Source organism: Methylocaldum gracile (assembly GCF_053646815.1).
The window spans coordinates 2,700,679-2,714,584 of record NZ_CM132196.1 but is presented as its reverse complement, the minus strand read 5'-3'; the positions used below and the strand labels follow the sequence as shown (position 1 = coordinate 2,714,584).

11 protein-coding genes and 1 pseudogene are annotated in these 13,906 nt (G+C 58.1%); 9 read left to right on the top strand and 3 right to left on the bottom strand.

Going from position 1 to position 13,906, the window contains the following annotated elements:
- The first annotated feature begins 3 nt into the window (after positions 1-3).
- A complete protein-coding gene (motB, locus tag ACWJJK_RS12015; protein ID WP_086134807.1) occupies positions 4-948 on the top strand; it encodes a flagellar motor protein MotB in 945 nt (314 codons plus the stop codon).
- Positions 949-960: 12 nt separating this feature from the next.
- Complete coding sequence (locus tag ACWJJK_RS12010) at positions 961-1,710, top strand: class I SAM-dependent methyltransferase (protein WP_086134806.1); 750 nt, start codon at positions 961-963, stop codon at positions 1,708-1,710.
- A gap of 26 nt (positions 1,711-1,736) precedes the next feature.
- On the opposite strand, the gene ACWJJK_RS12005 is transcribed toward ACWJJK_RS12010, so the two are convergent.
- The 3 genes from ACWJJK_RS12005 to ACWJJK_RS11995 all read right to left on the bottom strand — a co-directional run bounded on the left by ACWJJK_RS12005 (position 1,737) and on the right by ACWJJK_RS11995 (position 4,772).
- Entirely contained in the window at positions 1,737-2,756 is a 1,020-nt protein-coding gene (locus ACWJJK_RS12005) for an FAD-dependent oxidoreductase (protein WP_156881844.1), read from the bottom strand.
- A gap of 214 nt (positions 2,757-2,970) precedes the next feature.
- A complete protein-coding gene (locus ACWJJK_RS12000) occupies positions 2,971-3,690 on the bottom strand; it encodes a DUF2459 domain-containing protein (protein WP_156881843.1) in 720 nt (239 codons plus the stop codon).
- A 65-nt stretch (positions 3,691-3,755) separates the two neighbouring features.
- The gene (locus ACWJJK_RS11995; protein ID WP_156881842.1) at positions 3,756-4,772 is read right to left on the bottom strand and encodes a tryptophan--tRNA ligase; all 1,017 of its coding nucleotides are present in this window, start codon (positions 4,770-4,772) and stop codon (positions 3,756-3,758) included.
- A gap of 174 nt (positions 4,773-4,946) precedes the next feature.
- Between ACWJJK_RS11995 and ACWJJK_RS11990 the strand changes: the two genes are divergently transcribed.
- From ACWJJK_RS11990 to ACWJJK_RS11960, 7 genes and pseudogenes are all read left to right on the top strand, one after another.
- Positions 4,947-5,246, top strand: a complete 300-nt coding sequence (locus tag ACWJJK_RS11990; RefSeq protein WP_156881841.1) for a PilZ domain-containing protein — start codon at positions 4,947-4,949, stop codon at positions 5,244-5,246.
- A 30-nt stretch (positions 5,247-5,276) separates the two neighbouring features.
- Positions 5,277-5,681, top strand: a complete 405-nt coding sequence (locus ACWJJK_RS11985) for a 6-pyruvoyl trahydropterin synthase family protein (RefSeq protein ID WP_077729560.1) — start codon at positions 5,277-5,279, stop codon at positions 5,679-5,681.
- A 19-nt stretch (positions 5,682-5,700) separates the two neighbouring features.
- Positions 5,701-6,150 (top strand): DUF1249 domain-containing protein, encoded by a 450-nt coding sequence (locus ACWJJK_RS11980; RefSeq protein WP_077729558.1) that lies wholly within the window; start codon positions 5,701-5,703, stop codon positions 6,148-6,150.
- A gap of 395 nt (positions 6,151-6,545) precedes the next feature.
- Complete coding sequence (locus ACWJJK_RS11975; protein ID WP_156881840.1) at positions 6,546-7,571, top strand: chemotaxis protein CheB; 1,026 nt, start codon at positions 6,546-6,548, stop codon at positions 7,569-7,571.
- Between the two features lie 932 nt (positions 7,572-8,503).
- The gene (locus ACWJJK_RS11970) at positions 8,504-11,266 is read left to right on the top strand and encodes a SpoIIE family protein phosphatase (RefSeq protein ID WP_454128107.1); all 2,763 of its coding nucleotides are present in this window, start codon (positions 8,504-8,506) and stop codon (positions 11,264-11,266) included.
- Positions 11,238-12,377, top strand: coding sequence for a PhnD/SsuA/transferrin family substrate-binding protein (locus tag ACWJJK_RS11965; RefSeq protein WP_156881839.1), 1,140 nt, complete (start codon positions 11,238-11,240; stop codon positions 12,375-12,377). Before ACWJJK_RS11970 ends, ACWJJK_RS11965 begins: the two co-directional genes overlap by 29 nt.
- Positions 12,378-12,798: 421 nt before the next feature.
- A pseudogene (locus ACWJJK_RS11960) lies at positions 12,799-13,754 on the top strand (IS110 family transposase).
- Positions 13,755-13,906 lie beyond the last annotated feature (152 nt).

Here is a 13,906-nt window from a genome sequence, read left to right as displayed (position 1 = left end):
ACCATGGCCGATAATTCGAACCAAATCGTCATCAAGAAAATCAAGAAAGGCGGTCACGGCCATCATGGAGGAGCCTGGAAGCTGGCCTACGCCGATTTCGTCACCGCGATGATGGCGTTCTTTTTGCTGATGTGGCTTTTAGGTACGACCGAACCCGCTTTCAGGCAAGGCATCGCCGAGTATTTCAAGGATCCCTGGAAACCTTCCCGGCAAGGCGGTCCCAACACGGGCGATGCAACCAGCGTGATCAAGGGAGGAGGGGAGGACATCACTCAATCCGAGGGTCAAGTCAAACTGACCGACCAAGGGAAGGAAGATATCGTCGGAGAAGCCGCCGAATCGGAAAAGGAGATGGAACAACTCGAGGCGCTGAAGGAAAAGATCGAGCGGATGATCGAAACCAGCCCTTTGCTCACACAGTTCCAGAATCAATTGAAGATCGACATCACTCAGGAGGGGCTACGTATCCAGATCATCGATTCGGAAGGCCGGCCCATGTTCAATTCGGCGAGCGCCAAAATGGAAGGCTATGCATCGGAGATACTTCGCCAGATCGCGCCGGTCATCAACGAGTTGCCGAACAAGATCAGCATCGCCGGACATACGGATGCAAAGCCGTTTCCGGGCAAAGGACAGGGTTATACGAATTGGGAATTATCCGCCGACCGTGCCAATTCCGCCCGCAAGGAGCTGATCAAGAGCGGCCTCAAGGAAGAAAAAATGATGCGGGTGGTGGGGCTCTCTTCGAGCGTTCCTTATGTCAGGGAAGACCCCTTGGCCGCCACCAATCGGCGCATTTCCATCATCGTGATGAACAAGCATACGGCCGAAGAAATCATTACCGGCGGTTCCGGGATAGATATATCTATGCAAAAGCCGCTGGACAAAGGGGCGATTACGGGCCAAGGCATGGTGCCGGCCGCCAACAAGGCCGCGTCCGCACTCTAGGGCACCATATTCATGGTCGAAGCGCTGCCGGTTTGGTTCAGGGCCGTCCTGAGCCAACTCTTGGCCATCTTAGGCACATTCCTGCTTCTAAAGAGCGGCGGCCTGTTCTGGGCGTCCCTCGAGTTCGCCGTGGCATTTGAAGGTCTTCTCGCCATGGCCTTCGGCTGGATGCTGAGACTTCCTTATTGGTGGCTGCCGATCCAGGCGCTGTTCGTTCCCGCAATCGCCGTCAGCTGGCGGCTGAATCTCCCGCCGGTCCTGTATTTGGCCGGTTTCGTCCTGATGTGGCTGGTTTTTCGCAGTAATCTTCGCGAGCGGGTTCCTTTTTATTTGACCGATCGCGAAACCTGGCTTGCCGTTTCCGAGTTGTTGCCGCGGAACGCCGCGTTCAAATTCATCGACCTCGGTTGCGGCTGGGGCGGCGGCCTGGCGGTTTTAGCCGGGCAATGCAAATCCGGCGAATTCCGGGGCGTCGAATCGGCGCCTCTGCCGGCCCTGCTCGGCCGGTTTCGATTGCGGAACGAAAAGAACTGCCGTATCCGTTTCGGCGATTTTTGGATCGAGGATCTCGGCCGTTTCGATGTGGTTTACGCCTTTCTATCGCCGGCACCCATGCCTCGCCTGTGGCGCAAGGCGCGGAAGGAAATGAAGCCGGGGTCGCTTTTCATCAGCAACACGTTCGAGGTACCGGGTGTCGAACCGGATCAGACCTTGATCCCGCGAGATGGCCGCTCCGGCAAGCTGTTGGTTTGGCGGATGTGACCTTCGGTTTCTCGACCCTCGCCCCATCAAAAAATATAAGGGTGCACTGCATTGAAACCGTGCACTTTGGCGCGCGGTTTGAAATCGGGCGGCTGCCATGGCTCGTTGGTTTGCCCGGCAAGAAAACGGGCCAGCCAGAAGGCTTGATGCCGTATCGGCATGATATAGGCGTACAAGCGGCCGTCCACGAATTCGGCGGCATCGCCTATGGCGTGGATGTCGGGGTCGTTGGTGCGCAGGAACTCATCGACCAATATGCCCCGATTGGCATTTAACCCGATGCGCCGCGCCAGTTCGGTTCGCGGCTTGAAACCGCAGGCGACGATGACGCCGTGGAAACCGCTCGCCAGTTCGTCCTGCAACTTCACCGCGTAAAGGCTGCCGATTTTTTCGAAGCCCTGGACCGAGGCATTCAAGCGAACCTCTATCCCGTGGCCCTGCAATACCTGCAACAGAGTTGCCGAATCTTCCTCGATCAACTGACGTTCCATGAGTCTTGCCAGGGCATGAAACAAGACCACCCGATCGCCCGTCTTGGCCAGATCGGAAGCGACTTCGCAGCCGATCAGCCCGCCACCGATCACCGCCCACAGGGGCTTTGCCGAGGTCTCGACGATTTTTTCCCGATGCCGCCGGAGTTCGATCAAGTCGTCGAGGCTGTTGACGACAAAGAACAAATCGCGGCTCGCCTGAAACGGGGGCGGAATCAGCGCATCCGAGCCGGGCGCGAGCACCGCCTTGTCGTAATTCAGGGTAAATTCGCCCGAACTGTTCCGGCAGACAATGGTTTTGTCGTCGCGGTTGAGTGTCAATACGCTGGTTTCGCGATAGATCGCGATGCCGGCATCGTGCAGTGCATCGAACGGCTTCAGAATGATCTTGGTTTCGATGTCGTCCCTCGAAAAGCCGTGGGATAGCATAGGCCGCGAATAATAGCCGTGGCCTTCCTGAGTTACGACGGAAATTCGGCATTCCGGCGCGAGTTTCCGAAGTTCCTCCGCGAAAGTGATGCCCGCGATACCTGAACCAATGATGACGACGTGCATGGAGTTTCCTCGCGATAACCGGTAAGCGTGAAATATCAAAAAGAGCCTTGAAGCGATTCCTACGCCGATACTTATTAACCCGGCCTATATTTATAGGCCGGGTTAATCCGGGGCAGGGATGCCCCGGCGCGGCGACAAGCCGCGTGAGCCCAGGCCGGGCGTGTACCGGCCTGGGCGGCGGCCCGAAATACCAGGAGGGTATTTACGGGCCTGATTAATAGCGACCTTCCGACTCCGGCCGAACGATCTTGCCGAACTCTCGCACCTGGGACAAGAGCCCCCGCGACGTGACGGCGAAAAACGGCACGACGGGCAGGCCCGCATCGCGCAGGATTCGCGCAACCCAGACATTGCAGGTATTGAACAGATGGAATTTGCCCTCGGCCGCGTAAAAGCGGCTGTCGGGATATAGACCCGGGCCGATGGCTTGCGCTCTGGCCGTATTCTCGCGGGCGTAGGTGTTGTGAATGGATACGATGATTTGCCTGAGCTGCTGTTCCGACAAGGGGACCTCAACGATCTCGGCGGCGGGGAAATAAGCGGTCGGATGAACGGGGACTCCGACAACGTGCAGAACGCTGGCGGTGGGGGCCACGACGGCTTTGAACCCGTACCAGAGGTTGAAGCCGGCGGCCTGATAAAAATCGCGGTCTCCCCAGCCTACTTCGAGATACTCCGCTTTCGGAAAGTCTTGGCTTTCCGGCCACAACCCGGGCGGGATATCGGCTCGTTTGACGGCTAGGCCGGTGTGCCAGCCCAGATCGACCAAATAGATAGTGTTTTCGGCGCTGGCCTCTTCCATGGCCAGCGCCTCGTCCAGTCGGTTCGGCGCACAGCCGGCGAGCAGCGCCAGCAGGACCAGCAGCCGGAACAATCTTAATGAGCCGGCTGCCTCGAGATATCCTTTTGCCCAATATTTGGGATCGTGCGACATGTCATTCCCGACGGTAAGGCGCGGGATGAGCGGCGGCGACGCCGCATCCGAACGGCGCGCAAAGGTCAGAGACTCAGGCTTCGGATTCCGATGCTGTGGCGGACCTTCCGTATCAGCGGGGCGCTGTAGCTTCGGGCCTTGCGGGCGCCGTCCTGCAATGCTTCCTCGATTTTGTCGGGTGCTTGTAGCAGTGCTTCATAACGTTCCCTCGCGGCTTTCAGATGATCGTCCAGATACTCGAACAAAATGTTTTTCATTTCTCCCCACGCAATGCCTTCCGCGTAGCGGCGCCTTATCGCCGTAGTCTCCTCCTTTGTCGCGAACGCCCTATAGATGCCGAACAGGGTGCAGGTGTCCGGATCTTTGGGTTCGCCCGGCAACAGAGAGTTGGTCTTGATCTTCATGATCAGCTTGCGCAGCTGTTTTTCGGGTGCGAACAGCGGGATGGTGTTGTCGTAGCTCTTGCTCATCTTACGCCCGTCCAATCCGCATAGCACAGCGGTATCCTCGCTGACGTCCGCTTCGGGAAGCACGAAATGCTCGCCGTAAATATGATTGAAGCGTCCGGCGATATCGCGTGCCATTTCGATATGCTGAACCTGATCCTTTCCGACGGGAACTTTATTGGCGTTGAAGATCAGAATATCGGCGGCCATCAGGATGGGATAATTGAACAATCCCATGGTGACGCCCTTATCGGGATCGCTTTCGCCGCTTTCTTCATTGGCTTGGACCGCGGCCTTATAGGCATGGGCGCGATTCATCAGTCCTTTTGCAGTGACGCAACTGAGTATCCAGGCCAGTTCCGTGATCTCGGGGACGTCCGACTGGCGGTAAAACACGGCGTTTTCCGTATCCAAGCCCAAGGCCAGCCAGGTGGCGGCGATTTCCAGTGTCGATTGGCGGACGCGTTCCGGGTCCTGGCATTTGATCAAGGCATGGTAGTCCGCCAGAAAATAGAAAGGCAGGACGTTATGATCCCGGCTGGCTTCGATGGCAGGGCGTATGGCGCCCACGTAATTGCCGAGATGAGGTGTACCGGTCGTGGTTATTCCAGTTAGGACGATGGATTTCGTGCTCATAGGTTCAAGGTGTCGGATTACTGCGTCGTTCCAACAGGTTGTGTCGATTTAGGCGCGGCACTATGGCATAAAAGGGCGCGCATTGCCAAACCCGAAATCGGAATCGTCCGAACGACTTCGGCTATGATCTATCGGTTAGAATACCGGGAAACCTAAAGGGGGAGATGCACAGCTATGCTGGAGTACGACGAAAAGCGGGATTTCATCCGCATGCAGGCCGATTGCAAGATGACCTTCCGGCTGGCCGACAGCGATATTGTACATGAGGGGGTATGTGTAAATATCAGCGGCTCCGGCATCTTGTTCGAGGCCGATATTCCTTTAGATGTCGGCAAAGCCGTCGAAGTGTGCCTCGTTCCGCAGAACAAAATCACCCCGCCTCTGACCGCCTATATCGAAACGATCCGCTGCGCGGAGAGCGAAGCGGGTGGTTACCGAATTGCCGGCGCCATCAAAGGCATCAAGAGCGAGTGAAATCGCTGGTCAATATCCTTGTCGCAATTCATGTTTACGATTACCAAAGAAGTGTATTTTTGCTACGGACACCGTCTAATGGAACATACGGGCAAGTGCCGTCATCTCCATGGTCATAGTGTCAAGGCAGCAATTACCGTGATTGCCGAAAGTTTGAACGAACAGGGCATGGTCTGCGATTTCGCGGAGATCAGCGCCGTCGCGTCGGAGTATATCGACCGGCAGCTCGATCACAATCTGCTTCTGCACAAGGATGACCCACTCCTGCCGGCGCTAGTTTCGGCCGGAGAACGTTTTCTGGCGCTCGACGAGCATCCTACGGCCGAGTATCTGGCCAAGCTGATATTCGGACACGTCGCGAGCCGAGGATACAACGTCAGGAGCGTGACCTTATGGGAGACATCCAGCGCCTGCGCTACCTACAGTGAATTTTGAGAGATCGTTTTTACCGGTAATGAGCATTTTCCAGCCCGCAGAAAAATCCTTCTGGCTGCAAAAAGTCTGCGAATCGAACTACGAGAAACTGGCGCACCTGATTCCCGACTTGGACCGCATCGACGAGACCGCCGTCGCCCAAGTCAACGGCAAGCCGTCCCTGCATCTGAGGTTGCTCGAAAGGTCGCCTTATACCCTGACGCTGGAGCTTACCCACGATTTCGTGCGGGGTTTCGAGCCGGCGGTGAGAATCCGCGTCAGTCTGGACGCCAAGACCGCTGAAGCGCTCAGCGACCACTGCCGACCGGTGGTCCTCGATGCGGTAAGGGATCGGTCCAGCGCCAAGAGCGTGCTCGATTACAAATGGTCGCTGAACTACTTTCTCACCCGCTGGCTGGATCACTGCCTCCAAAGCGACTACCGATTCGGAACCGCCCGTTATTCGCGGGAAGAATTCGCCACGGTCTAATTCCATTCGACATTCGAGTGAATATTCATCGTAGGATGGGTAGAGCGAAGCGAAACCCATCGATGGCGGGTTAGCCCTAGTCTCCGCTCAGGACAGGCCCTTCGACAAGCCTGTCCCGAGCATCGTCGAAGGGCTCAGGACAGGCCCCGCGTAACCCGCCGATGGAAGGTCGCTCGGCGGGTTACGGCGCACGCGAAGCGCAGTGATCGGCATTCGGCCGGTGCGAATGTGCGCCTAACCCACCCTACGAAAATCGATTCCTGATTGAAAGCGATTTGGAGGGGTGGTCGAGTTACTCCTATCCGTTGTACCCGAACGTCGATCCAATTTCGCCCTTGATCAACCATTCGGCGTCCTTCGGGTCTAAGTAAGTATTTGGAATAAAAACCCGTACGATGCATACCCGCGACATGATCGTCATCGGCGCCTCGGCGGGAGGCGTGGAAGCGTTGAAAAATCTGGTCGGCGATCTGTCTTCCGATCTTGAGGCGACCCTTCTCGTTGTCCTTCATGTCCCAAGTCATAGTACGAGCTTTCTGCCGAATATTCTCCAGCGAAATGGACCGCTCCCGGCCACCCACCCGGATGACGGCGAGACGATTCGGCGGGGGCATATCTACGTCGCCCCGCCTAACCGGCATCTGGTGCTCAGAGACGGGAAAATTCATCTTTCGGGAGGCCCCAGGGAGAACGGCTTCCGCCCCGCGATCGATCCGCTTTTCCGCTCGGCGGCGAGGATATACGACTCTCGCGTGATAGGAGTCATTTTATCGGGCACGCTCGGCGACGGCAGTTTCGGACTCAAATCCATCAAGAACGCCGGCGGGATAGTGATAGTCCAGGATCCACAGGAAGCCATTTTCTCCGAGATGCCGCTGAACGCCATCGAAAGCGTCGCGGTCGACTACATCCTGCCCGTCGCGGGCATTGCCGCAACCATCGAGCAGTTAGCCCAACAGCCCGTGCGACAACGAAGAGGTGCCCCCATGCCGGATGAAACAGAAAAAGAGCGTGAGATTGTCAAAAAGGACATAAGACAGTTCGAATCCGGGGGAAACCCGCGCGTTGCCAGTGTCCTGACCTGTCCGGAATGCGGCGGGGTGATGTGGGAACTCGGCCACGGCGAAATGGTTAAGTACCGCTGCCATGTCGGACATGCGTTTTCCACGGAAAGCCTGCTCAATGAACAGGCCGAAACGCTTGAAGTCGCCCTTTGGTCCGCAATCCGTTCCCTGGAGGAACGGGCAGCCCTGCTAAAGCGCATGGCCGCGCAATGCCACGAGCACGGCAGCGTCTTTTCGGAGCAAAGGTTTTCGGATCAGGCGAAGGAAACCGAACAAAACGCCGACGTGATCCGTACCGTATTGCTCAACGGCAGAAAAAACATAGCCAGTCTCGACGAAGAAGCCGGCAACGAGTGAGTCGGGCGTTTGCCCGTGCGTTACGGCCCACTTCTCATTTCAATAGCAAGGGGTCGTTTTAATCGGGATGCTTCCAACTGGGCTTTCGCTGGCTTCCAGGCTCCCGCTTGGAAGCCATATCCGAGACGCCCGAGTTGGCACTGGGTTCCCAAGCTGGAGTTTGGGAACCAGCACAATTCTGAGAAGGTTTTGCTGCTCCTTGAAAGCTTCGAAGCCGCCGGCAGAGGTACCGGTGCCGACGATCATGAGCGGGTGCTTTGGGGATAAGGCGACATGCGTTGACGGTGAGGTTTTCTTGGACTGCGATTCGTCCCGTGTTTTTTGAGTGCGTTTCTTTGCCATGACTGCTTGACAATGGAACTATCTTGGCCTTGTGCGCGAGTCGTTCGCTGATGCCAAGAGTGCATACTCCGTTTTTCACGGATTCGCGAACGCGGCCGAGCGGTCTCTGGCAATTGGATGGTAATTCTGCGGGAACGTCAGACAAATCGGCAAAAAGTACGTGATGGGCAAACAAGCCGGTCCGCGTAGGAAGCGCTGTGGCGAAGTTGGTTTCCCGCCGAGTGACCGTCGGCCGATGCCCAATCGACTATTCGGGCCAGGGTTCCGTGATTGGCTTTCGATGTCGGATCATTCCGGCCTTTTTAAGAGGTGAGGGTTATCCATACTAAGACCGAAGACTAGCAATAAGATCCTGCAACGTCCCGATATTCCCGTTCACCGCGCTGTGCTTCCGCTACGCTCCTCGACACCGGCGCCGTGGTCCCATGAGGCGCCATTCTGACGCAAAAATTCTCAAATATATTGGAGCTGTGAGCATCAGTTACTGATCTAGATCAACATTTCGGGCGAAGTTTACAAATCCATCTACTATTAATGAATGCCCTACAAGGGGGCATTCATTAATAGAACGGAAAGAGGAAGGAGAACTTATGGAGCCCGGAAAGTTTCCCTTGTCCCAGCAAACACCCTCGAAAATGCAAGGTTTTTTTCGAGAGTCTCTCGGCTGGGCATTGGACCAGTACGGCACCGTGCTGGGCCTTCTGGCGATGACGGCCGTCGTGAGCTACGCCGTTCTGATCGCCGACCTTCGCAGTCAGGAGGGCAGCGCCGCTGCCTTGAACCTGGCCGGCCACGAGCGCATGTTGGTGGAGCGCGGCGTGGTTCTGGCGATGAAAATGACAGCCACCGAAAGCCATGTCGAGCGCCAGGCCATCCGACAGCAGATGGTGGATACCATCAGCCTGTTCGAGAACATGCACGGTTATCTCAGGAACGGCGATCGCCTGGTGCGCCAGGGGCCGCGTCTACTGGCCGAGCCGGGCGAACTGGCTCCGGAACTGCGCCTCATCTACTTCGAAGATCCGATCAAACTCGATCAACAGATCAATGCTTACATCGAGGCGATACGTAAGCTATTGTCGCGGCCGGTGGATGCCGTCAATTCGGACGATCCGTATTTTCAGTATCTCACTTCCGACGCCCCCGAAAAGATCCTCTCCGGCCTCGACAAGGTGGTGGCGTATTACCAGCAAAATGCCGACTTCCGCCTGCAAAATACCCAAGACCTGCAAGGCGTGATGCTGGCGCTGTTCCTGTTTGCCTTGGCTTTCGGCGGCATGGGCCTCTTGAATCCTCTGGTCAAGCGCCTCAAGGACAGCATGGCGAACCTACAGGCCCAGAGGGACTTCAACGAAAACATCATCAATACGGCTCAAGCGCTGATCATCGGTTTGGACACCCGAGGCAAGATCATCTTGTTCAACCGCTATGCCCAGGAAATCTCCGGCTGGACCGAGGACGAGGTGCGCGGTAGCGAGTTCTTTGCCATGCTCTTTACGCCCGAACAGCAGGGCCAAATGCGGGTTTTGTTCGACGATGTCGTGCAGGGCGGTCTGTCCGGCGAGACCGGGACGGAAGTTCCCATGCGAATCCGTAGCGAGGAACTGGTGGACATCATCTGGCATGCCACGGTGGTCCGCGATCAGGACAGCAAGCAGCCGGTCCTGTTCCTCATCACCGGCGACGACATTACCGAGCGCAAGCGGGCGGAAGATCGTCTGCAAGCCACCCTGGTGGAACTGGAAAAGCTGAGCAGCCGACTGCAGGAAGAAATCAACCTCGCCGCCGCCTTGCAGCATTCCATTCTGCCGAGCCCCGACATCGTTCTGCCGGGCGTACACGGCGTCGCCTCCTTGACTACTTCCAGCGAGGTGGGCGGCGACTACTACGACTATTACAAGGTCGGCGGCTATTACGCCGTTATGGTGATCGGCGACGTGAGCGGGCACGGCGTGGCGGCGGGCACCATGGTGAGCGCCGCCAAGGCAGGTCTCTATCCGCTGGCGAATGAAGGGGTGACCCGCCCCGCGGAGATCCTTCGTTCCCTCAACGAAACCATGTTGGCAACGGCGCACCAGTCGTTGCTGATGACCATGGGCTGTCTGAGTCTGGACAGCCGCACCGGTCACTTGCGCTTCGCCAACGCCGGACACGTGCTGCCTTACCTCAAGCGGCGCGGGGATAAGCACTGGACCATGATCGAGGGGGGCGGCTTGCCCTTGGGAAAGAGCCGCGATTCCGATTACCTCTCGGTAGAACTGGATCTGCAACTCGATATCGGCGACCGGATATTCCTCTACACCGATGGCGTGGTGGAACAGGAATCGGCGCGCGGCGAACCCTTCGGCTACGAGCGGCTAGAAGCCATTCTGAACGAAAACGCCGAGGCCGAGCCGCGCGTGCTGGAAGAAAAAATTCTCGCTGCACTCAAGGCTTACGGCGGACGCGACCATTTCGACGACGATGTAACCGTGGCCGTGCTGGAGCATACCGATCGCGTGGAGGTCCAGGCCGCGCGCGACGAGGGCTCGGCTCAGCTCATCCGCATCACCGAGGGATTTTACCGAGGCCAAAGCGATCACTTTACCTCGCCGACCTCGCGCCAGCTGGTGGTTTTCCTGTCCGAAGGCGAGTTTCACGACCTCTTGCCGCGCCTCAGCGTGGACGGTATCCGCCGGGTATTGCCCCGCGACGATGCCTTTTACCATCGGCTCGGTTGGGAACATTTGCTCAGTCAGCATCAAGCATCGCCGGATGATGATATTTACTGTCTCGTCCCGGGGCGCGTCGCAGAGCGGCAATTCCAGCTCACCCACAGCGACGACAAACTGTTCTTCATGGAGGAAGGTCGCGCCTGGCTGGAGGAACTGGGCGTCATGGCGCCGGACCAACTCGAGTCTATCCTGTTGGTCCTCGACGAAATGGTGGAGAACTCGTTGTACGGCGCGCCCCGTGACGGCCAAAGCCGCCCGTTTTATCTGAAGGGAACGACGCGGAATCTGTCCGAGAACGAACACGTGCGCATCCACCTGGCGGTAGGTTCCGACACCATCGGTTTGTCGGTTACCGATAACTGGGGCACCTTGACCCCGGCAATCTTCCTGGACCATCTGACTCACACGCTTGCGAAAGGCGTCGAAGCCGGTATCGGTGGAGCCGGGTTATATCTGATGTGGCGTATGTCGGATTACTTGCAGGTGCGCGTCACACCGCATCGCCGTACCCAGATCACCACTCTGTGGGATCTGAGCCGGCCCTTGCAGGTCGGCTTGAAAACCGGATTCCAGTTCCTCTACCACAGCGAGCACGATGAGGTTGTAAGCCATGACTCTGGCAGATTCACTTTTCATTAACAGCCTGCCGTCCGGCGAGGAAGGCGTGCTATGCTACGCCTTTGCCGGTTCGGTAGACGCCCATTCCGCGCAGACCCTCGGTCAGTTGAACGGCATTCCGGCCAACGCCCGCGTCAGTTTGGATTTCAAACAGGTCGAGCGGGTCAATTCAATGGGCCTGTCTCTGCTCCTCAAGCTGTTCGAACACTGGGAAAAGCAGGGCATCAAGATCGAAGTCAATAACCCCAATCGCATGGTGGCGATGCTGTTCAAGATTACGGGGCTAGGCCGTTTCCTCACCACCGATGTCAGCCTGCCGTCGGAGCGGGCCCAGCCGTCCGTGGTCAGCGCCGTACGAGCCGCTCCCGAGCGTCCCGTCGAATCGGGTTCGCTGCATCCCCGGGGCAAACTGAATTTCGTGGCCAGTCTACAGGTCGGTGCTCAATTGAGCGGCTGGTACCTGCTCAATACCTATTTGCAACGGCACTTGCAGCGTGCGATCCATTTCGAGCAGTTGCCGGCGGGACATGAGATCGGCCACGAAACGGTGGACATCTTCTTCGCCAAGCCCTTCGAAGCCTGTGCCATGATTCGGCGGCAGCAGTTCGTGCCATTGCTGCGGCCCTTGGGGGAGGCCGACGAAGTAGTGATCGTCATGCGCGCCAACGACGAGCGGTCACTCGCCGACATGGGAGACGTCCGCGCAGTCACGGCTTCGCAGGGCAGTTTCGTCTACCTGCTGGGTCGTTTCCTTTGCGACGAGAACGGGCTGGACTCGTCCAAGTTCCAGCATCACTTCGCGGGCAACGAAATCAAAGCGCTGCAATTGCTTCTCAAGGAACAGTCGGATGTCTTGTTCATGCTGAAGAAAACCTATTACGGCCTGTCCAATCTCACTCGAAACAATACCCGTGTCGTGGACGAAAGCGACACCCAGTTTGCCTTCCATCTTCTTTGCGCGAGCCCGCAAATCGCCGACCTCGGGGAATCCGTCGCGAAAGTCTTTACCGGCATGGGCGACGACGAGCAGGGTAAGAGCATCCTAAAGGACATCCAGTTCGACGGCTGGTGCGTGCCGCAGGAAGGAGAGCTCGCCATGCTGATGCGGTTGTACGAGAGGTACGCGGAATAAGCGGAGCGCTGCCCAGTTTTTGATCTTCGGGCCGGATACAGCATGCACGCCGTCTGATCCGAGGAGGGCTTTTTCGGAATTTCCCCAGCGAAGTAAGTCGGCAATCCTTTGCCGACGTACCCGCTTGCCGACCTGTTACGTCGGGAAAGGATTCCCGACCTTATATCTCGATTCTGCATTCCACAAGAGGCAGAATCTCCGACTGATCATCGGACCCAGACGCTGGGCAAGACGTTGCCGACCTTGGGCCTGAAGCCCGCGCCGTAGATCGTCCCCCAGCGTCCCTTCCTCGCCATAGAGTTCGAACGGTATCGTAGGGCTGCCTTGGGCAACACCCTGGATGGATAAGGCTGAACCCGGCAGGAGCGGTTTCGATCGGTCAGCACTTTGCCCCATCGTCAACGCAGACCAAGGAGACCCTATGACGTTCAGCCCCATCGGGATCGACATCGCCAAAGCCAAGTTCGACGCCGCCGCGCTCCGCAACGGCAAGTACAAAACCAAGGTCTTCCAGAACACGCCCGAAGGGTTTAAGGCGTTCCTGGCCTGGCTGCAAGCCTTCCCGACGCCCCACGTGTGCCTGGAGGCCACCGGCCGCTATGGTGAGGGCTTGGCCCTGTTCCTGGTCGACCACGGCCTCGCCGTCAGCGGGTCAACCCCGCCCAAATCCACGCCTTCGGCCAAGCCGAACTGAGCCGCACCAAGACCGATAAAAGCGATGCCAAGCGCATCGCCCGCTTCTGTCTCAGCCAACGGCCGCTGCTCTGGCAGCCGCCTCCGCCGGCCGTGCGCCCATTACAAGCCTTAGTGCGTCGGCTCGAGAGCCTCCTCGAGATGCGGCAGATGGAACGCAACCGCCTGGACGGGGCCGACCCCACCGTACGCCCCTCCATCGAAGCCGTGCTCGCCACCCTCGACGCCGAGATCGCCGCTACCCAACAACGCATCCGCGAGCACATCGACCACGATCCGGACCTCCGGCAACGGCGTGACCTGCTCGACACCATCCCCGGTTTGGGCGACGCCACCATCCCGGTGCTGCTGGCCGCCCTGGGCGACGTTCACCGCTTCGAAAACGCGCGCAGCGTCGCCGCCTTTGCGGGCCTCTCGCCCAAAGAGCACCAGTCCGGGAAGTGGAAAGGCCACACCCGCCTGTCCAAGACCGGCGATGCCTTGCTCCGCAAGGCCCTTTACATGCCGGCCATCGTCGCCCGGCGCCATAACCCACTGATCCGGGCCTTCTGCGAGCGCCTTAAAGCCCAAGGCAAGAACGGCAAACTCATCGTCGGCGCCGCCATGCGCAAGCTCCTCGTCCTGGCCTACGGCGTCCTTAAGTCCGGCCGACCGTTCGATCCCAATCATGGGCTTGCATCGTGATTTCTAAGACGGTATCTACGTCAGTTGGGTGGCTCCTGTCGCGGCCCGTTTGCGATTGAAAAGGGCCATGGAAGGGTGGTTAGGTGCGCCTTGAAAGACCGGATTTGCGCCGGCAGGTTTAGACGCGCACCGTAACCCACCGAGGGGGCGTT